This window comes from Serratia sp. ID 25-353 (assembly GCF_054792795.1).
In genome coordinates this window covers 2,776,619-2,793,841 of the sequence record NZ_CM139236.1, presented here as the reverse complement: position 1 = coordinate 2,793,841, position 17,223 = coordinate 2,776,619, and the positions used below count along the sequence as shown (strand labels likewise).

The 17,223-nt window shown below is 62.7% G+C and carries 19 protein-coding genes; 12 read left to right on the top strand and 7 right to left on the bottom strand.

Features of this window, described 5'->3' with window-relative positions; genetic code table 11:
* Positions 1-75 precede the first annotated feature (75 nt).
* The gene (locus tag ACYF6X_RS13455; protein WP_130018407.1) at positions 76-498 is read left to right on the top strand and encodes an NUDIX hydrolase; all 423 of its coding nucleotides are present in this window, start codon (positions 76-78) and stop codon (positions 496-498) included.
* On the opposite strand, the gene ACYF6X_RS13450 is transcribed toward ACYF6X_RS13455, so the two are convergent.
* A complete protein-coding gene (locus ACYF6X_RS13450; RefSeq protein WP_130018408.1) occupies positions 486-1,925 on the bottom strand; it encodes an aminotransferase-like domain-containing protein in 1,440 nt (479 codons plus the stop codon). The two genes, ACYF6X_RS13455 and ACYF6X_RS13450, sit on opposite strands and share 13 nt — an antisense overlap.
* Before the next feature lie 180 nt (positions 1,926-2,105).
* Here ACYF6X_RS13450 and ACYF6X_RS13445 point away from each other — a divergent pair, with 180 nt between their 5' ends.
* The 3 genes from ACYF6X_RS13445 to ACYF6X_RS13435 all read left to right on the top strand — a co-directional run bounded on the left by ACYF6X_RS13445 (position 2,106) and on the right by ACYF6X_RS13435 (position 4,280).
* Positions 2,106-2,288, top strand: a complete 183-nt coding sequence (locus ACYF6X_RS13445; RefSeq protein ID WP_130018409.1) for a DUF1127 domain-containing protein — start codon at positions 2,106-2,108, stop codon at positions 2,286-2,288.
* A gap of 9 nt (positions 2,289-2,297) precedes the next feature.
* Positions 2,298-2,921, top strand: coding sequence for a glutathione S-transferase family protein (locus ACYF6X_RS13440; protein ID WP_130018410.1), 624 nt, complete (start codon positions 2,298-2,300; stop codon positions 2,919-2,921).
* A gap of 228 nt (positions 2,922-3,149) precedes the next feature.
* Positions 3,150-4,280 (top strand): Gfo/Idh/MocA family protein, encoded by a 1,131-nt coding sequence (locus tag ACYF6X_RS13435; protein WP_130018411.1) that lies wholly within the window; start codon positions 3,150-3,152, stop codon positions 4,278-4,280.
* Positions 4,281-4,382: 102 nt separating this feature from the next.
* On the opposite strand, the gene ACYF6X_RS13430 is transcribed toward ACYF6X_RS13435, so the two are convergent.
* From ACYF6X_RS13430 to ACYF6X_RS13420, 3 genes are read right to left on the bottom strand one after another with little or no spacing between them, the layout of a single operon-like run.
* Positions 4,383-6,254 (bottom strand): amidohydrolase, encoded by a 1,872-nt coding sequence (locus ACYF6X_RS13430; protein WP_130018412.1) that lies wholly within the window; start codon positions 6,252-6,254, stop codon positions 4,383-4,385.
* A 21-nt stretch (positions 6,255-6,275) separates the two neighbouring features.
* Entirely contained in the window at positions 6,276-6,821 is a 546-nt protein-coding gene (locus tag ACYF6X_RS13425) for an antibiotic biosynthesis monooxygenase (RefSeq protein ID WP_038880135.1), read from the bottom strand.
* 47 nt (positions 6,822-6,868) lie between these two features.
* Positions 6,869-7,513: a hydrolase gene (locus ACYF6X_RS13420; protein WP_046686653.1), complete on the bottom strand. Its 645-nt coding sequence runs from the start codon at positions 7,511-7,513 to the stop codon at positions 6,869-6,871.
* 140 nt (positions 7,514-7,653) lie between these two features.
* Between ACYF6X_RS13420 and ACYF6X_RS13415 the strand changes: the two genes are divergently transcribed.
* The 8 genes from ACYF6X_RS13415 (at position 7,654) to ACYF6X_RS13380 (ending at position 15,558) form a co-directional block, all read left to right on the top strand.
* Positions 7,654-8,565: a LysR substrate-binding domain-containing protein gene (locus ACYF6X_RS13415; protein ID WP_130018413.1), complete on the top strand. Its 912-nt coding sequence runs from the start codon at positions 7,654-7,656 to the stop codon at positions 8,563-8,565.
* Between the two features lie 43 nt (positions 8,566-8,608).
* On the top strand, positions 8,609-8,977 hold the full coding sequence (locus ACYF6X_RS13410) for a cell envelope integrity TolA C-terminal domain-containing protein (protein ID WP_063991274.1): 369 nt from the start codon (positions 8,609-8,611) through the stop codon (positions 8,975-8,977).
* A gap of 865 nt (positions 8,978-9,842) precedes the next feature.
* Positions 9,843-10,874: a fatty acid desaturase gene (locus ACYF6X_RS13405; protein WP_130018414.1), complete on the top strand. Its 1,032-nt coding sequence runs from the start codon at positions 9,843-9,845 to the stop codon at positions 10,872-10,874.
* 40 nt (positions 10,875-10,914) lie between these two features.
* Positions 10,915-11,844, top strand: coding sequence for a glycine betaine ABC transporter substrate-binding protein OsmF (gene osmF / locus ACYF6X_RS13400; protein WP_060442279.1), 930 nt, complete (start codon positions 10,915-10,917; stop codon positions 11,842-11,844).
* A gap of 67 nt (positions 11,845-11,911) precedes the next feature.
* Positions 11,912-13,066 carry an ABC transporter permease gene (locus ACYF6X_RS13395; RefSeq protein WP_277986708.1) on the top strand — a complete coding sequence of 385 codons (1,155 nt, stop codon included), beginning with the start codon at positions 11,912-11,914 and terminating at the stop codon, positions 13,064-13,066.
* A complete protein-coding gene (locus ACYF6X_RS13390; RefSeq protein ID WP_460923854.1) occupies positions 13,063-13,998 on the top strand; it encodes an ABC transporter ATP-binding protein in 936 nt (311 codons plus the stop codon). The genes ACYF6X_RS13395 and ACYF6X_RS13390 overlap by 4 nt, the downstream gene beginning before the upstream one ends.
* A complete protein-coding gene (locus ACYF6X_RS13385; RefSeq protein ID WP_048233049.1) occupies positions 13,995-14,768 on the top strand; it encodes an ABC transporter permease in 774 nt (257 codons plus the stop codon). The genes ACYF6X_RS13390 and ACYF6X_RS13385 overlap by 4 nt, the downstream gene beginning before the upstream one ends.
* Before the next feature lie 28 nt (positions 14,769-14,796).
* A complete protein-coding gene (locus ACYF6X_RS13380) occupies positions 14,797-15,558 on the top strand; it encodes a phosphate/phosphite/phosphonate ABC transporter substrate-binding protein (RefSeq protein ID WP_080473363.1) in 762 nt (253 codons plus the stop codon).
* Between the two features lie 6 nt (positions 15,559-15,564).
* On the opposite strand, the gene ACYF6X_RS13375 is transcribed toward ACYF6X_RS13380, so the two are convergent.
* The 3 genes from ACYF6X_RS13375 to ACYF6X_RS13365 all read right to left on the bottom strand — a co-directional run bounded on the left by ACYF6X_RS13375 (position 15,565) and on the right by ACYF6X_RS13365 (position 17,129).
* A complete protein-coding gene (locus ACYF6X_RS13375; RefSeq protein WP_242512573.1) occupies positions 15,565-16,245 on the bottom strand; it encodes an SDR family oxidoreductase in 681 nt (226 codons plus the stop codon).
* Between the two features lie 138 nt (positions 16,246-16,383).
* Positions 16,384-16,764, bottom strand: coding sequence for an HVO_A0114 family putative DNA-binding protein (locus ACYF6X_RS13370; RefSeq protein WP_077267519.1), 381 nt, complete (start codon positions 16,762-16,764; stop codon positions 16,384-16,386).
* Positions 16,764-17,129, bottom strand: a complete 366-nt coding sequence (locus ACYF6X_RS13365; protein WP_130018417.1) for a DUF6516 family protein — start codon at positions 17,127-17,129, stop codon at positions 16,764-16,766. Before ACYF6X_RS13365 ends, ACYF6X_RS13370 begins: the two co-directional genes overlap by 1 nt.
* Positions 17,130-17,223: the final 94 nt, after the last annotated feature.

Below are 17,223 nucleotides of genomic sequence, written 5' to 3'. Positions count from 1 at the left end.
TTCACTATACACCAGGCCGCGCGGGGATGAAGTATGATGTTCAGTCAAAGAGGATGGGCAAGGGGCGGAGAAAACATGACGGACGAGGCGTTTGGCGGGGCCAAGATCGCGCTGCTGTGCGACGATCGCTTGCTGGTTTACCAACGGGACGACAAGCCGGGCATTCCGTGGCCCGGCCTGTGGGATCTGCCCGGCGGCGGGCGGGAAAACGGCGAAACGCCGCTGCAGTGCGTGCAGCGGGAGACGCAGGAAGAATTCGGCGTGGCGATCGCCGAACGCCAGGTTATCTGGCGGCGGCGTTACGACGGCATTTTGCCCGGCTCCCCGCCGACCTGGTTTATGGCCGGCGAGATCGCCCCGGCGCAGATCGCCGCCATTCGCTTCGGCGATGAAGGCCAGCGCTGGCAGATGATGCCGGTGGCGCAGTTTATTCACCATCCGCAGGGCATCAAACATCTGCGCCGCCGGGTGGCGGAGTTTTTGCTTCACTCCGGCTGAGGTTGCAGCACGCCGCTTGGCATCAGCCGCTGGATGGTGGCGCCGACCCGCTGCACCGCCTGTTCGATCTCCGCCGTCAGCGTCGGCGCATAGTTGATGCGCAGGCAGTTACGGTATTTACCGGCGGCGGAAAAAATGCTGCCGGCGGCGATTTGTACGCCTTGCGGCTCAAGGTGGCGGTTCAGCCGCAGGGTGTCGAACGCTTCGTCCAGTTCGATCCACAGCATAAAGCCGCCGCGCGGCCGGCTGACGCGGGTGCCGGCCGGGAAGTGCTTCAGGATAAGGTCGGTCATGCGGTCGCGGTTCTGCTGGTAGCGGGCGCGCATGCGCCGCAGGTGCTGCAGATAGTGCCCGCCGCGGATAAATTCGGCGATCGCCAGCTGCGGCTGGGTGGCGGTGGCGCCGGAGCCGATGAATTTCATGTGCAGCACCCGCTCCAGGTAGCGACCGGGCGCGATCCAGCCTACGCGCAGCCCCGGCGCCAGCGTTTTGGAAAACGAGCTGCACAGCAGCACGCGGCCGTCGTCGTCGAATGACTTGATGGTGCGCGGCCGCGGGTAGTGATAGGCGATGTCGCCGTAAACGTCATCCTCGATGATCGCCGCGTCGTGGCGTTGCGCCAGCGTCAGCAGCCGCTGTTTGTGGGCGTCGGGCATGATGTAGCCCAGCGGGTTGTTGCAGTTGGGCGTCAGCAGAATCGCTTTGATCGGCCATTGTTCCAGCGCCATCTCCAGCGCCGCCAGGCTGACGCCGGTGAGCGGATCGGTGGGGATTTCCAGCGCCTTGATGCCCAGGCCCTTCAGCGTCTGCATGGTGCCGTGGAAGCAGGGCGAATCGACCGCCACGATGTCGCCGGGTTGGCAAACGGCGCGCAGCCCGGCGGAGATCGCTTCCTGACAGCCGGTGGTGATCAGCAACTGATCGGGGCTGATTTGGCAGCCGGAATCCAGCAACAGACGAGCGACCTGTTCGCGCAGCGCGGCCACGCCCTGAATGCTGTCGTAATACAGGCTGCGCAGGTCGCCGTGGCGGGCGGCGTTGCGCAGGGCGACGATCAGCGGTTTCATCGTCGGCTCGGCGATATCCGGCATGCCGCGCCCCAGTTGGATCAGACCTTCGCGCGGCCGGCTGCGCACCAGCTCCAGCACCTGCTCCCATTGCGAAATGTCCACCGGCCGCTGCACCGGCGCCGTCATGGCGGGCAGCTCGGCCTGCGCGCGCCGCGTTTGCACGAAGTAGCCCGACTTCGGCCGCGCCTCCACCAGGCGCTGCTCCTCCAGCAGCCGGTAGGCTTGCTGCACCGTGCTGATGCTGACGCCGTGCTCCTGGCTCAACGCGCGCACCGAAGGCAGGCGATGGCCGGCCGGATACAACCCTTGCTGAATGCGTTGGCTGAGAATGGCGGCCAGCGTGGCGTAGCGTGTCATACAGAGGTCTCTCATCGGTGATAAGGGTTAAAAAACCGGTACAGATGCTTTCAAAGTAAACCATTCAGCAGGTTTTTTGGTGCAGCTGTATGAAAAAAATAGCACCAGCGTGAATCTGTATTGTTTTTCTCTCGGCGAGCATGATGACTGCAACGCGAAAACATCAGGGAGAATAACAAGATGGCTCTGTTTACTGGCGCGCCGCGGCGGCGCTCATCAGGTTGGTCACGCTGGCGTCTGTATCTGCAACGTTACAGGACGCGAAAAGAATTATTATTGCTGGACGATGCACGGCTGATCGATATTGGTTTGTCGCGTGCGGAAGCGCTGCGTGAAGGCTATAAACCGTTCTGGAAAGAATAAGGAAAACCGATGCTGAGAGTCTTGGGCAAGGCTTCATCGATCAACGTGCGCAAGGTGTTGTGGACCTGCCAGGAGCTGGGGCTGCCGTTGGCGCGGGAGGACTGGGGCAGCGGCTTTCGCTCCACGCAGGAGCCGGCGTTTCTGGCGCTGAATCCCAACGGCCTGGTGCCGGTGCTGATCGACGGCGAGCGGGTGCTGTGGGAGTCGAACACCATCTGCCGCTATCTGGTGGGGCGAGAAGGGCGCCGCGATCTGCTGCCGCAGGAACCCGGCGCGCGCGCGGCGGTGGAGATGTGGATGGACTGGCAGGCCACCGATCTGAACGGCGCCTGGCGCTATGTGTTCATGTCTCGGGTGCGTGGGCATGCGGATTATCAGGATGCCGCCAGCCTGGCCGCCGCCGAGCGTGAGTGGAACCGGCTGATGGGGTTGCTGGACAAGCATTTGGCGCAGCACGGCCCTTATGCCGCCGGCGCCGCCTTCACGCTGGCGGACGTGGTGCTGGGGCTGTCGCTGAACCGCTGGCTGATGACGCCGTTCGAGCGGCCGAATTATGCGGCGCTGGCGGCCTATCAGCAGCGCCTGCTGCAACGCCCTGGCTACGTGCAGCACGGCGCCAACGGTTTACCGTGATATGAAATAAACGGTTCATTTTATCTCGTCCGGATACGACCCGCCGTGTCCGGACTTTCCTCGTTGCATTATCCCGTCAACGTTTCATGAACGGCATCACGAATATGAACTTTATTTTCCCGTGTGCTTGTTATTGAAATTTATATTCCATATAAACCCGTTATCAGAGGGCGCGTTTCATTGAGCGACGCCTTGTTCTACGCAGGATTTCGATCACGGGAGAAAATGATGAAACAGGTACGCGTTGGGTTAATCGGCACCGGTTATATCGGGCGTTGTCACGCTATCGCCTATGCGCAGGCCCCCACGGTCTTTCCTCTGAAAGGGGAGCTGGTGCTGGAGATGTTGGCGGAAGTGACGCCCGAGCTGGCGGCGCAGCGCGCCGGCGAGTTCGGTTTTGCGCGTTCGACCGGCGATTGGCGGCAGCTGGTGGCCGATCCGGCGATCGACGTGGTGGACATCTGCGCGCCCAACTTCTTGCACAAAGAGATGGCGCTGGAGGCGATACGCCACGGCAAGCACGTGTATTCGGAAAAGCCGCTGGCGCTGGACGCCGCCGACGCGGCGGAGATGGTGCAGGCCGCCCGCGCCAAGGGCGTAAAAACGCTGGTCGGTTTCAACTACATGAAGAACCCGACCAGCCAGCTGGCGCGCGAGATCATCGCCAACGGCGAAATCGGCGAAGTGGTGCATTTTTACGGCACCCACAATGAGGATTATCTGGCTGACCCGCGCACGCCGATTGACTGGCATTGCCGTCGCGCCAGCGCCGGGCTGGGTGCGCTGGGGGATCTGGCGGCGCACATCGTCAATATGGCCCACTACCTGGTGGGCGATATCGTGGCGGTTTCCGGCGATATGCAGACCGTGATCAAACAGCGTCCGGATCCGCAAGACCCGGCGCGCCTGCTGCCGGTGGAAAACGAAGATCAGGCCAGCGCGCTGCTGCGTTTCGCTGGCGGGGCGATGGGCACTATCGAAACCTCGCGCATTGCCTGCGGGCGCAAGATGGGGCTGACCTATGTGGTCACCGGCACCAAGGGCACGCTGAGCTATACCCAGGAACGGATGGCGGAGCTGAAGCTGTATCGGCACGATGAGCCGGCGGAGCGGCAAGGGTTCAAAACGCTGTTGGTAGGGCCGAAGCACCCGGACTACGCGGCGTTCTGCATCAGCGCCGGGCACGGCATCGGCTTTAACGATCAGAAGACGGTGGAGATCCGCGATCTGGTCAATGGCATCGCCGCGGGCGATCGCATGTGGCCGGACTTTGAAGAAGGCTGGAAGGTGTCTTGCGTGCTGGATGCGATAGCCGCCTCCGCCGAGCAGCGGCGCTGGCTGGAGATCAACCGCGATTGAAAATGAAATGGCGCTCTCCCGTGGACAGCGCCATTAGTTTGCTATGTTGCTAACTTAATATCTTATTAAGCTAGTTACATAATAAGTTGCTGACCTGGCAACTTAGAATGAGAAGCACGAACAGCCGAACGCGCCCCAGAAGGCATTCTCGTCCGACACCGGGATGCTGGAGCGGCGCGCAATGTCATGCTGATGCGCGTGTACACCGCACGGGCCGCAGCATTGGTGCGCCTGGCTCAGCACGCCGACTTTGGCCGCCGTCGATGGCGGCGCGGAGCGGTAGTGGCCCGGCACCTGGGTGACCGGCGACCACTCCGGCAGCACCGGCAGCGGCGGCGGCGCCAGCGGCGAGAAGCTGCCGGCGGCGTAGACCACCTTGCCGTCCACCACCGTCATCACCGACTCGATGCCTTTGATCTGCTCTTCTGGCACGCTGAAATAGTCCTGCGACAGCACCGCCACATCCGCCAACTGGCCGACCTTGATCTGGCCTTTCTTGCCCTGTTCGGTGGAGAACCAGGCGCTGCCTTGCGTCCACAGCATCAGCGCCGTTTCGCGATCCAGGCGGGCGCTGTCGTCGTACATCGCCATGCCGCCGACGGTGCGGCCGGAAACCAGCCAGTACAGCGCCGTCCACGGGTTGTAGCTGGCGACGCGGGTGGCGTCGGTGCCCAGTCCGACCGGCAGTTCGGCCGCCAGCATTTTCGCCACCGGCGGCGTATGTTTGGTGGCTTCGATGCCGTAGCGGTCGGCGAAATATTCGCCCTGGAACGCCATGCGGTGCTGCACCGCAATGCCGCCGCCCAATGCCTTGACCCGCTCGATATTGCGCTCGGTAATGGTTTCGGCGTGATCGAACAGCCAGTGCAGCCCGTTGAACGGAATGTCGCGGTTCACCTTCTCGAACACGTCCAACATGCGGCTGATGGATTCGTCATAGGTGGCGTGCAGGCGGAACGGCCAGCGGTGCTCGACCAGATGGCGCACCACCCGTTCCAGCTCGTCCTCGGTGCCCGGCGGCAGATCCGGGCGCGGCTGCAGGAAGTCTTCGAAGTCGGCGGCGGAGAACACCAGCATCTCGCCGGCGCCGTTGTGGCGATAGAAGTCGGTGCCCTGGCCCGGCTTGAGCATGTCGGTCCACAGCTCGAAGTCTTCCAGCTCCTGCTTCGGCCGCTGGGTGAACAGGTTATAGGCGATGCGGAGGGTCAGCTGCTTTTTCTCGTGCAGCTCGGCGATCACCTGATAATCCTCCGGGTAGTTCTGGAAGCCGCCGCCGGCGTCGATGGCGCTGGTGAGGCCCAGACGGTTCAGCTCGCGCATAAACTGGCGGGTGGAGTTGACCTGCTGCTCCAGCGGCAGCTTCGGCCCTTTCGCCAGCGTGGCGTACAGGATCATGGCGTTGGGCTTGGCGATCAGCATGCCGGTCGGGTTGCCGTTGGCGTCGCGCTGGATCTCGCCGCCGGGCGGGTTCGGTGTGTCTTTGGTGTAGCCGACCACCTTCAGCGCCGCGCGGTTGAGCAGCGCGCGATCGTAGAGGTGCAGAATGAACACCGGCGTGTCCGGCGCCGCCTGGTTGATCTCGTCCAGCGTCGGCATGCGGCGCTCGGCGAACTGGAATTCGGTCCAGCCGCCGACTACCCGTACCCACTGCGGGTTCGGCGTGCGCAGCGCCTGTTCTTTCAACATGCGCAGGGCGTCGGCCAGCGAAGGTACGCCTTCCCAGCGCAGCTCCAGGTTATAGTTCAGGCCGCCGCGGATCAGGTGCAGGTGCGAGTCGTTCAGGCCCGGAATGGCGGTGTGGCCGTGCAGATCGATCACCTGGGTTTCCGGCCCGGCGTGCTGCATGACTTCGCTTTCGCTGCCGACCGCCAGAAACTTGCCGTCGCGGATGGCGACCGCCTGTGCGGTGGGATTTTGGCGATCGACGGTGTGAAACTTGCCGTTGGTGATGATCAATGAAGCGTGGTGGTTCATAACATTCTCCCGGCGAACCGCCTAGCGGCGGGTCAGCCATTGATGAAAAACGCGAGTCACGATAGGCATCCACAGGTACACCACCAGGGCGACCACGGTGGCGTCATTGAGAAAATGGCCGAGCAGCGTGCCGTCCAACTGCGGCAGCACCAACCCCCAAAACCAGGGCACCAGATTGGTGGAAGGGAAAATCACCAGCAGGGTGATGATGAACTGCTTCCACTGGGGCGGCTGGCGCACGCCGGGGTTGGGCGGGGTAAACCAGAACTCCGCGCCGGGGCGGATCTCGATATGGTCGCTCTCCAGCAGCAGCGGGGTGACTTCTTCGATGTATTGCTTGCGCAGCGGCGAGTGGATCCAGCGGTACAGGTTGTCGAGGTTGTCGAAGCGGACCAACACCGTATAGGCCTGTTCGTCGCCGGAAGGGCGGATGACGTTGACGCCCAAATGGCCGGTGAAGCCCGCGGCGTCGGGCATGATGCGGTTCAGCCAAGCCTCATAGGCCTGCTCGTTCCCCGGCGCCAAACGGTGGGTGATCACCAGCGTGACATGCTGCGGATGGGCCATAAAACCGACTCCTGAAAATACCCCGGCGCAGGGCCGGGGCAAGGGGATTATTTCACCGTGCGAGCCGGTGCGTGGTGCACCATGGTGTAAGCGTAGTCGACGCCCATGCCGTACGCGCCGCTGTGTTCGCGCACCAGCGCCATCACCGCGTCGTAGGTGTCTTTGCGCGCCCAGTCGCGCTGGTACTCCAGCAGCACCTGCTGCCAGGTCACCGGCACGGCGCCGGCCTGCACCATGCGCTCGATCGAACGCTCGTGCGCGTCGACGGAGGTGCCGCCGGAGGTGTCGGTCACCACATACACTTCATAGCCGGCTTCCAGCGCCATCAGCGCAGGGAAGGTCAGGCACACTTCGGTCCACAGCGCGGAGATCACCAGCTTTTTGCGGCCGGTGGCTTCCACGGCTTTAACGAAGGCCGCGTCTTCCCAGGAGTTCATCGAGGTGCGTTCAATCGGGGTGATTTCAGGGTGTACCGCCAGCAGTTCCGGCCAGATATAGCCGCTGAAGCTTTCGGTTTCGACTGAGGTGAAAAGGGTAGGGACGTTGAAAATCTTGCCTGCCTTCGCCAAACCAACAACGTTGTTTTTCAGTTGCTGACGATCAATATTAGCCACGCCGAAGGCCATTTGCGGTTGATGGTCGATAAAAATCAATGCGGAGTTGTCTTTATCAAGCAGTTGAAACTTGGACATAATTTACCTTCCCAGTGATATCTCGGTTGAACATCTGATGAGTGTAACGCCGATAAAACCCATGGTAGGCAGAGGGCGATTTCAAAGATACCGCAGAATTTTTGCCGACTTGTTGAGTTTTTTTATACACGGGAGAAAGCATGAGATTAAACCTGGAAGCGTTGCTGATTTTGGACGCGCTGGACCGGCACGGATCTTTCGCCGCCGCGGCCGCCGCACTGTTTAAAACCCCTTCGGCGCTGAGCTATATGGTGCAGAAGCTGGAGAACGATCTCGACATCACCCTGCTGGACCGCTCCGGCCACCGGGCGAAGTTCACCGATACCGGCAAGCTGATGCTGGAAAAAGGCCGGGTGCTGCTGCGAGCGGCGCAGGATCTGGAGCAGCAGGCGCGCTACGTGGAGAACGGCTGGGAAAGCGAGATCACGCTCGGGATCGACGCTTCCTTCCCGTTCGCCCGCCTATTGCCGCTGATCGACGAGTTCTATCGGCAGCATCATCATACCCGGCTGCGTTTCAGCCACGAGGTGCTGGCCGGTTCCTGGGAATCGCTGGTTTATGGCTGCGCCGACATTATCATCGGCGCCATCTGCGAGCCGCCGTCGCGGGTGGGCTATGCGTTCAGCCGGCTGGGGCAGCTGGATTACGTGTTCGCCGTCGTGCCGAAGCATCCGCTGGCGGCGCTACCGGAACCGTTGCCGAAGGACGAAATCCGTCAGCACCGGGCGGTGGTGGTGCGCGACACCTCGCGGGTCAACGCGCCGCAGAGCCTGAACCTGCTGGAAGAACAGGATACGCTGACGGTCTTCGGCTTCGACGCCAAGCTGCAGGCGCAATTGGCCGGGCTGGGCTGCGGCTATCTGCCGCGTTCTCTGGCGGAACCTTACCTGAACAGCGGGGAATTGGTGGCGAAACGCGTGGAATCTGAACGCTGCAGCGACGTTGCCTATTTCGGCTGGCGGGAAAGCGCCAGCGGTCTGGCGGCCAAGTGGTGGCGTGAGCGGCTGCAGCGTTTCGCGGATGACGGCGAGGCTTACCCGGCGGCGCAGTGAGGGCCGCTCGATAAGGATAAATCCCCCAATAAGGACATCGGGAATGAAAAAAACACTAGGCCTGTTGGCGTTGTTGTTGCTGAGCGGCTGCGGCACCGGGCGTCAGGCCGGCATCCCGTTGCCGGAGCCGCAGGCCGAGACGCAGGCCACGGCACCGCTCAGCTATCCGGTGCGGGTGCATAACGCGGTGAGCCGCGAGCTGCGTTTGCCTGAACGCGCGCGCGGCCAACGCTGCACCATCAGCATTCGTCTGCGGCCGGACGGCAAGCTGGCGAGCAGCAAGATCGTAAGAGGCGACGCGCCACTGTGCGCAGCGGCCAGCGCGGCGGTGCAGCACGCGCAGTTTCCGCCGATGGCCACCGCCACTGAGTACGCGCTGTTCAACGCCGTGGTGCTCGATTTCGTTCCCTGAAGGGAGGTAAAGGACGGGCCGCCTGCGTGGTTAATGCTTGTCTGTTAGCGTTTTTTTTGAAGTACTCGTGACGTTTTCGGTCGATAAATGAGAGGTGCATCATGAGGCTCCTGCACCTCGACCGAGCCAGGGGCCGAAGGCGCGGCCCCTGGCAACCCGCGCCTTTGCCCTATCAGACGGTTGGCTTTGCCAACTCCCCTCCCTCCGCCATACCGCATTGAGGCCGGTTGCGACAGGCGTCCCTGCCTGTCTCACCTGAAACCGCCGTCCATGGCGGTTTCTCCTAATGCGCTATGCCTGCGTTCGGCGTCTTCAAGGGCGTCCAATACCGTGCTCATCTCCAATTCCTCTTCTCTGCCATAAACTCATAACGGACAGATAGCGCGGTAGCTGCCTGCTTGGGTGTTGACCTTTAGTGTGCATCACCGGCTGCCGAGCAAGACGGCGTTGTCAGGGGCAACCGGCCAGGGAAGGCCGGTTGAGGCGAGACTAACAGGGACGTTTGTCGCAGCCGACCCGCCCGACAATGCAGACGCGGCGAGGGTATCCGCACAGCGGACAGACGGTGTTAAGCGAAGGCGCGGGTGGAGGGGCCGCGCCTTCGGCCCCTCCAATTGCCGTTCATTGTAGTAACAGAGAAATGCGGAACATTTACGGCAATTCAGGCTACACGAAACACACAAAGATGGGATAAAAAATGCCAGTCAGGTTTAACTGACTGATATTACCGCCTCCGCGGCCCGTTTTTTCGCTTTTACGAGTACGCAACCCGCTGAATTTTCACTTAGCTTTGCCATTTTCGTTATTTTGAACGCCGCTACGGCTCACGGATACTGGGAGAAAATCTCTTACCGCGAGCCGCAGCATGTCCCACGCCCACTATTTGCACCCCGAACAGCGCGAACGAATCAGGCAGCTTTATCGGCGCCGGTATTGGCGAATGGAATTGCCCACCTGGGGGATCATGGCGGCGGTGTACGGCGGCTGGTTCGGCGTGGCGATGGGATGGCAAACGCTGGGCCCGTGGCTTGGCGCGCCGCTGTTGATCCTCCTGACCACCTGGTACCTGTCGTTGCAACACGAGCTGATCCACGGCCATCCGACGCGCTGGCCGCGCGTCAATCAGCTGTTCGGCCTGTTGCCGCTGGCGGTGTGGTATCCCTACGGGCTGTATCGCGATTCGCATCTGCGCCACCACCGCAACGACCACCTGACCGATCCGTACGAAGATCCCGAAAGCTATTACTTCAGCGCCGCGCAGTGGCGGCGCTATCCCCGCCTGTTGCCGCTGCTGGCTGCCGTGCGCAATACGCTGATCGGCCGGGTACTTCTCGGCCCGGCGCTGGATATCGCCGCGACCTTGGCCGGGGCGACGAAGGCGCTCGCCGCCGGGGAGTGGCGCGCCTGGGCAAGGTGGTTGGTGCACCTGTCGCTGTTGGCGATGTTGCTGAACTGGCTGCAGGCGCAGGGTATCGGCACGGCGTTTTACCTGCTGGCCATCAGCTACCCGGCACTGGCGCTGACCAAGGTAAGATCGTTTTTTGAGCATCGCGCCGTGGACGCACCGCAGGCACGTTCTATTATTAATGAGGCGGGCTGGCCGTGGCGGCTACTGTTTCTCAATCTGAACTACCATTTAGTGCATCACGATCTGCCCGGCCTGCCCTGGTATGGGTTGCGCGAAGTTTATCTGGCGGAGCTTGAGGCGTATCAGCGGCGCAGCCAGGGATTTGTCGCGCAAGGCTATGGCGAGTGGCTGCGCGATTACGCCCTAACGCCGATCGACGTTGGCGTTCATCCATTGCGCGCCGATGAACCGCAGGGGGAAGGCGATGCCCTGCCGACGGAAAAATTTATTGCGCGCTGGAAGCGCGTTTCTCAGGATTTTCCAACCTAACCGGCCCATGAGCCGGAAAACATATAACCAGAGGAAAAGTATGGCAATCACCTTATCACGCGGACGTTCCTTTGCCGTCGCACTGGCCCTGCTGGCCACCGGCGGTCTGGCGCAGGCGGCCGACTCGGTGCGCGTCGGCTCCAAGATCGATACCGAAGGTTCGCTGCTCGGCAACCTCATCGTGCAGGTGCTGGAAGCCAACGGCATCAAGACCACCAACAAGCTGCAGCTCGGCACCACCAAAGTGCTGCGCGGCGCCATCACCTCCGGCGAGATCGACATCTACCCGGAATACACCGGCAACGGCGCGTTTTTCTTCTCCGATGAGAAAGATCCGGCGTGGAAGAACGCCCAGGCCGGCTTCGAGAAGGTGAAAAAGCTCGACTACGACAAAAACAAAATCGTCTGGCTGGATGCGGCGCCGGCCAACAACACCTGGACCATCGCCATTCGTCAGGACGTGGCGGAGGCCAACCATCTGAAGACGCTGTCGGATCTCGGCAAGTGGATCAACGGCGGCGGCAAGTTCAAGCTGGCGGCCTCGGCGGAATTTATCGAGCGGCCGGATGCGCTGCCGGCGTTCCAGAATGCCTATGGCTTCAAACTGAATCAGGACCAACTGCTGTCGTTGGCCGGCGGTGACACGGCGGTGACCATCAAGGCGGCGGCGGAGCAGACCTCTGGCGTCAACGCGGCGATGGCCTACGGCACCGATGGCCCGGTGGCGGCGCTGGGGTTGCAGACGCTGGCGGACCCGAAAGGCGTACAGCCGATTTATGCGCCGGCGCCGATCGTGCGCGAAGCGGCGCTGAAAGCGCACGCCAATCTGCCTGAGCTGCTCAAGCCGGTGTTCGCCTCGTTGGACGGGCCGACGCTGCAAAAACTCAACGCGCAGATCGCCGTGGAAGGCCAGGACGCCAAACAGGTGGCGGCCGCTTACCTGAAAGAGAAAGGGTTTGTTAAGGGATAATGCCGAGGTGCCCCCTCTGCCGTCGGGAGAGGGGGTAAACCGAGGGAGCCGGAGCGTTTCTTTGACTATCGTCGTAAAACATCGCGTCTTGTTGACGCTGTTCATGCTGTTGCTGCTGGCCGCTTTCGGCCTGCCGTTCCTCAGTTATGCCCCCAATCGCCTGTTGTCGGGCAAAAGTCTCTCCTTGTTCTCCCTGCTGCACGGCCCGGCGCTGTGGCTGCTGTTGCCGCTGGCGGCGTTGGCAGTCCTCAGCCTGTTGCCGCCGACGCGGGGGCGGGCGCTGCTGGCGGCGCTGGCCGCCTGTGGGGTGCTGACGCTGGCTTTCTGGATCAGCGGGCAGGCCGCCGAACGCCTGGCGCAGGAGGGATCGCGCCTGGCGCGCACCTCCTGGGGCAGCGGATGCTGGCTGACGATGGCGCTGAGCCTGCTGATCGCCGCCGACGCCATGGCGCGCATCACCGCGTCGCACCTGTGGCGCATGCTGGGCAACGCGCTGGTGCTGGTGCCGCCGGCGCTGCTGCTGTTCGGGCATCAGCTCGATCAGCTGTCGCTGCTGAAGGAGTACCACAATCGCCAGGAGGTGTTTGACGCCGCGCTGCTGCAGCACCTGACGATTCTGCTGGCGACGATGGCGCCGGCGCTGGCGATCGGCGTGCCGCTCGGGGTGCTGTGTTTTCGCTCCGAACGCTGGCAGCGGCCGATTTTCTCCGCGCTGAACATTATCCAGACCGTGCCGTCCATCGCGCTGTTCGGCCTGCTGATCGCGCCATTGGCGGGGCTGGCGACGGCGGTGCCCTGGCTGGCGGAGCACGGCGTCAGCGGCATCGGCATGGCGCCGGCGATCGTGGCGCTGGTGCTGTACGCGCTGTTGCCGCTGGTGCGCAGCGTGGTGGCGGGGCTGCAAAGCGTGCCGGCCGGGGTGATCGAATCCGCCACCGGCATGGGGCTGACGCGCGGGCAGATCTTCCTGCGCGTGCAGCTGCCGTTGGCGCTGCCGCTGTTCCTGACCGGCGTGCGCATCCTGGCGGTGCAAACCGTCGGCATGGCGGTGGTGGCGGCGCTGATCGGCGCCGGCGGCTTTGGCGCCATCGTGTTCCAGGGGCTGCTCAGCAGCGCGCTGGATCTGGTTCTGCTGGGGGTGATCCCGGTGGTCATGATGGCGGTCATCGTCGATTCGCTGTTTAAATTTTGGGTTTCAATCCTGGACGTATCGCGCCGATGATTCACTTTGAGCAAGTCAGCAAAATTTTTCAGGGCAAGCCGGCGGTCGACGATCTCACGCTGCACATCGCCGAAGGCGAATTCACCGTGTTGATCGGCACCTCGGGTTCCGGCAAGTCCACGACGTTAAAAATGATCAATCGCCTGATCGAACACGATCGGGGCAAGATTCTCTTTGCCGGCGCAGAGATCCAGTCGTTCAAACCGCAGGATCTGCGGCGGCGCATGGGCTATGCGATCCAGTCGATCGGCCTATTTCCGCACTGGACGGTGGAGGAGAACATCGCCACCGTGCCGCAGCTGCTGAAATGGCCGTGCGCGCGCATTCGCGATCGGGTGACCGAACTGTTGGAGCTGTTGCATCTGGAGCCGGATCTGTTTCGTCGCCGCTATCCGCACCAGCTGTCCGGCGGGCAGCAGCAGCGGGTCGGGGTAGCGCGTGCACTGGCCGCCGATCCCGAGGTGTTGCTGATGGACGAACCGTTCGGCGCGCTGGATCCGGTCACCCGTGCGGCGCTACAGGCGGAGATCGCGCGCATTCATCAGCTCTCCGGCCGCACCATCGTGCTGGTGACGCACGACATCGATGAAGCGCTGGGCTTGGCGGACCGCCTGGTGCTGCTCGATCAGGGGCGGGTGGTGCAACAGGGCACGCCGCTGGCGCTGCTGACCGCGCCGGCCAACGACTTCGTGCGGGATTTCTTCGGGCGCAGCGATCGCGGCATCAAGCTGCTGTCGCTGGGAACGGTGGCGGAGCGGGTGCGGCCCGGCGCCGCCGAGGGCGAACCGATCGCCGCCGCCATGAGCCTGCGCGAGGCGCTGTCGGTGTTTGTGGCGCGCGGCAGCGACTGCCTGCCGGTGGTGGATGAACGGGGCGAAGCGTTGGGGGTGTTGCACTTCAACGATCTGATCGCCGGGCAGGCGCTGTCATGAGCGGGCGCGTCTGGCGCCTGCTGCGCGATCCGCTGCCCTGGACGCTGGCGCTGCTGTTAGCGCTGGTGTTCGGCATGGATCATCTGCGCGGCCTGTTCGCCGCCTGGTTCCCCGATCTGGAGCGGCCCATTTATCAGCAGGACAGCTTTATCGCGCTGGTGGGGGCGCACCTGTCGCTGGTGGCGATCTCCAGCCTGATCGCGGTGGCTCTCGGCGTGGCGGCCGGCGTGGCCGTCACCCGGCGCAGCGGCCGGGAGTTTCGTTCGCTGGTGGAAACGGTGGTGGCGGTGGGGCAGACCTTCCCGCCGGTGGCGGTGCTGGCGGTGGCGGTGCCGGTGATGGGCTTCAGCGAACAGCCGGCGATCATTGCGCTGGTGCTGTACGGCCTGCTGCCGATCCTGCAGGGCACGCTGGCGGGCATCGAATCGGTGCCGCCCGCCACGCGCGAGATTGCCCGCGGCGTGGGGATGAGCGCCTGGCAAATTCTGTGGCGGGTCGAATTGCCGCTGGCGGCGCCGGTGATCGTCGCCGGGATCCGCACGTCGGTGATCATCAACATCGGCACGGCGGCCATCGCTTCCACCGTCGGCACCAAGACCCTCGGCTCGCCGATCATCATCGGCCTGAGCGGGTTTAACACCGCCTATGTGATCCAGGGCGCGGCGGTGGTGGCGTTGTTGGCTATTATCACCGATATGCTGTTCGAACGTTGGGTGCGTTATCTCACCGCCTGGCGCCAGCAGACGCTGGCGACCACTCCGGCGGGGTAAGGGGGAAATGATGCAGGTGTCTCTACCGATGTACGGCGTTGGCCGGGAGCAGGCCGAATCCTTCTGGCAGGTATTGCGTGGCAAGCTGCTGCGGCTGGGGTTGCCGGCGGCGCCGGAACGGCTCAGCTGGCCGGACGATCTGGCGCAGCACTGGCGGCGCGACGATCTGTTGCTCAGCCAAACCTGCGGTTATCCGTTGGTCAGCACCCTGTCGCAGGTGCAGCTGATCGGCACCTACCATTACCGGGTTGAAGGGTGCGACGGGCCGAATTACCGCAGCTGGCTGGTGGTGCGCGCGGGCGATCCCGGCGAACGGCTGGCGGATTTTCGCGGTCGGACGGTGGCCTATAACAGCACCGATTCCCAGTCCGGCTACAATGGCCTGCGCGCGCTGATCGCGCCGCTGGCGCAGGACGGGAAATTCTTTGGTACGGCTATCGCTTCCGGCGCGCATTATCAGTCGCTGAAGCTGATCCGCAGCGGGCAGGCGGATATCGCCGCCATCGATTCGATCAGCATGGAACTGCTGCGCCGCGCGCAGCCGCAGGCGCTGGAGGGGCTGAAAATCATCGGCCGCACGGCGGCGGTGCCCGGACTGCCGCTGATCACAGCGGCAGGCACGCCGCCGGAACAGGTGGAAATCCTGCGCGCCGGCGCCCGGGCGATGCTGGATGAGGCGGTCAGCGACCGCCTGCTGATCGGCGATTTCAGCCTGGTGCCGCGTTCGGCCTACCAGATTATCACCGTGCTGGAACAGCAGGCCGCCGCGCAGGGTGTAACGGCGCTCTAGCTGCCGTTACAACAGGCCGCCGCCGTCGATGTCGATCACGCTGCCGGTCACGAAGCCGTTCTCCATCGCCAGCAGGTAACCCGCCGCGACGTCGGCCGCCTGGCCGACCCTGCCGACCGGCAGGCTGCCGCCAACCCGTTCGAACAGCGCCTGACGCTGCGCGGCGCTCATGCCGTCGTAGGCTTCGGTGGCGGTGATGCCGGGGCTGACCACGTTCACCCGCCGCGGTGCCAGCTCCTTCGCCAGCTGCTTGCCGGCCGCTTCCAGTGCGGCGTTGATGGCGGTTTTGACCAGATGACCGCCGAGGTATTTACGCGACAGCTGGCCGGAAGTCAGGGTGATGGAGCCCTGTGGCGACAGCGTCGGCAGCGCAGCCTGCACCGCGCGCAAGCTTCCCCAGAATTTGACGTTGAAGTCGGTCTGCGCCTGTTCAAAGGCGGTCTCCGCCAGCGGCTTCGCTGCCACCAGCGGCCCGGCGGTGATCACCAGATGATCGAAATCGCCGACGGCGGCAAACAGCGCGCGCAGCGACGCTTCATCGGTCAGGTCGGCCTGCATCAGGCGCAGCGCGTCGTTCTTCTCCTTGGCGTGGGGCAGGCGGCGCGAAGCCAGCACCACTTCAGCGCCGCGCGCCGCCGCTGCGTAGGCCACCGCGGCGCCAATGCCGCTGGTGCCGCCCAGGATCACTAGTTTTTGTCGTTTCAGTGGGGAATCGTCATGTTAAGGCCTCTTTTAGGGTAAGTTTCAACGGGATCTATCTTTCCTGATTGAAAATGACCTAACAATCGGCCTTACTGACAAACACTTGTTAATGAATTTTAAAGATCACGCGGCGCTAAAGCGGGCATTTAACTTCTGATCCACGATAATTTCGAAGTCGGTAAACAGCGCCCGGGGTTTTACCGAACGCCCCTGTTTTTCCAGTGCCACCAGGCCGTGCCCGTTCAGTGTTTTCAGCGTGGTCGACAGGTTGCTGACCTGGCGGCCAGACAGTTCGGCCAGTTGGCTGATGGTCTCGGGGCGAGCGGTGTCGATAAGACGCAGCAGGGCGATATTCTCGTTGCTGAGCACCTGGGCCAGCGCAATCATCGACGTGAACCAGACTTTGGGTTCACGTTCCTGAGGCTGGTATTCCCCTTTCGCGATCGCCAGTATGCGCTTGCGAATCAGTTCTTCAGGCATCACGCCAATCAGTGCTTTCATCATCAACCTCGATTTTCTCTCTTGCGTATGACTTCATCTATCCGGGTAAAAAAATCCTCCACCAACTGATAGGCGGAATAAAACTCGTAGGGTGAGCCTTTGTCCGTCGGGGAATCATGTTGATGATCGTAAACGACGCGGCCTGAAAATTTTCCTTTGTGAGGGGTTTTAATGGCATGCGCGTTGTCTATGCCAAAAACCCGGGTATTGTGGTTATCGTGCAGGGTCAAATTGTAACGGATGCCGTGAGGGATAAAGGCGGTTTGGGTCACCGTCCAGGCCTCGATTTTCCACCAATAGCCATCTTCACGATTGACCCGCGTGCCATGCAGGCTAAGGATGTAGTCCAGTCCGTTGTGTTCATCCATTAATCAAAGCTCCATTTGTTATGATCTAATCATAACAAATGGGCGTTTTATCGTCAATCCAATACGCCGTGAATCCGGCTCTCCAAGAAGGGAA

Bases quoted from the DNA above. Each gene is read 5' to 3' on its own strand.
- ACYF6X_RS13390 (WP_460923854.1), top strand. From the start codon at position 13,063: ATGATTCACTTTGAGCAAGTCAGCAAAATTTTTCAGGGCAAGCCGGCG.
- ACYF6X_RS13415 (WP_130018413.1), top strand. From the start codon at position 7,654: ATGAGATTAAACCTGGAAGCGTTGCTGATTTTGGACGCGCTGGACCGG.
- ACYF6X_RS13420 (WP_046686653.1), bottom strand. From the start codon at position 7,513: ATGTCCAAGTTTCAACTGCTTGATAAAGACAACTCCGCATTGATTTTT.
- ACYF6X_RS13440 (WP_130018410.1), top strand. From the start codon at position 2,298: ATGCTGAGAGTCTTGGGCAAGGCTTCATCGATCAACGTGCGCAAGGTG.
- ACYF6X_RS13405 (WP_130018414.1), top strand. From the start codon at position 9,843: ATGTCCCACGCCCACTATTTGCACCCCGAACAGCGCGAACGAATCAGG.
- ACYF6X_RS13450 (WP_130018408.1), bottom strand. From the start codon at position 1,925: ATGACACGCTACGCCACGCTGGCCGCCATTCTCAGCCAACGCATTCAG.
- ACYF6X_RS13365 (WP_130018417.1), bottom strand. From the start codon at position 17,129: ATGGATGAACACAACGGACTGGACTACATCCTTAGCCTGCATGGCACG.
- ACYF6X_RS13445 (WP_130018409.1), top strand. From the start codon at position 2,106: ATGGCTCTGTTTACTGGCGCGCCGCGGCGGCGCTCATCAGGTTGGTCA.
- ACYF6X_RS13385 (WP_048233049.1), top strand. From the start codon at position 13,995: ATGAGCGGGCGCGTCTGGCGCCTGCTGCGCGATCCGCTGCCCTGGACG.
- ACYF6X_RS13430 (WP_130018412.1), bottom strand. From the start codon at position 6,254: ATGAACCACCACGCTTCATTGATCATCACCAACGGCAAGTTTCACACC.
- ACYF6X_RS13410 (WP_063991274.1), top strand. From the start codon at position 8,609: ATGAAAAAAACACTAGGCCTGTTGGCGTTGTTGTTGCTGAGCGGCTGC.
- ACYF6X_RS13425 (WP_038880135.1), bottom strand. From the start codon at position 6,821: ATGGCCCATCCGCAGCATGTCACGCTGGTGATCACCCACCGTTTGGCG.
- ACYF6X_RS13435 (WP_130018411.1), top strand. From the start codon at position 3,150: ATGAAACAGGTACGCGTTGGGTTAATCGGCACCGGTTATATCGGGCGT.
- ACYF6X_RS13370 (WP_077267519.1), bottom strand. From the start codon at position 16,764: ATGATGAAAGCACTGATTGGCGTGATGCCTGAAGAACTGATTCGCAAG.
- ACYF6X_RS13455 (WP_130018407.1), top strand. From the start codon at position 76: ATGACGGACGAGGCGTTTGGCGGGGCCAAGATCGCGCTGCTGTGCGAC.
- ACYF6X_RS13380 (WP_080473363.1), top strand. From the start codon at position 14,797: ATGTACGGCGTTGGCCGGGAGCAGGCCGAATCCTTCTGGCAGGTATTG.
- osmF (WP_060442279.1), top strand. From the start codon at position 10,915: ATGGCAATCACCTTATCACGCGGACGTTCCTTTGCCGTCGCACTGGCC.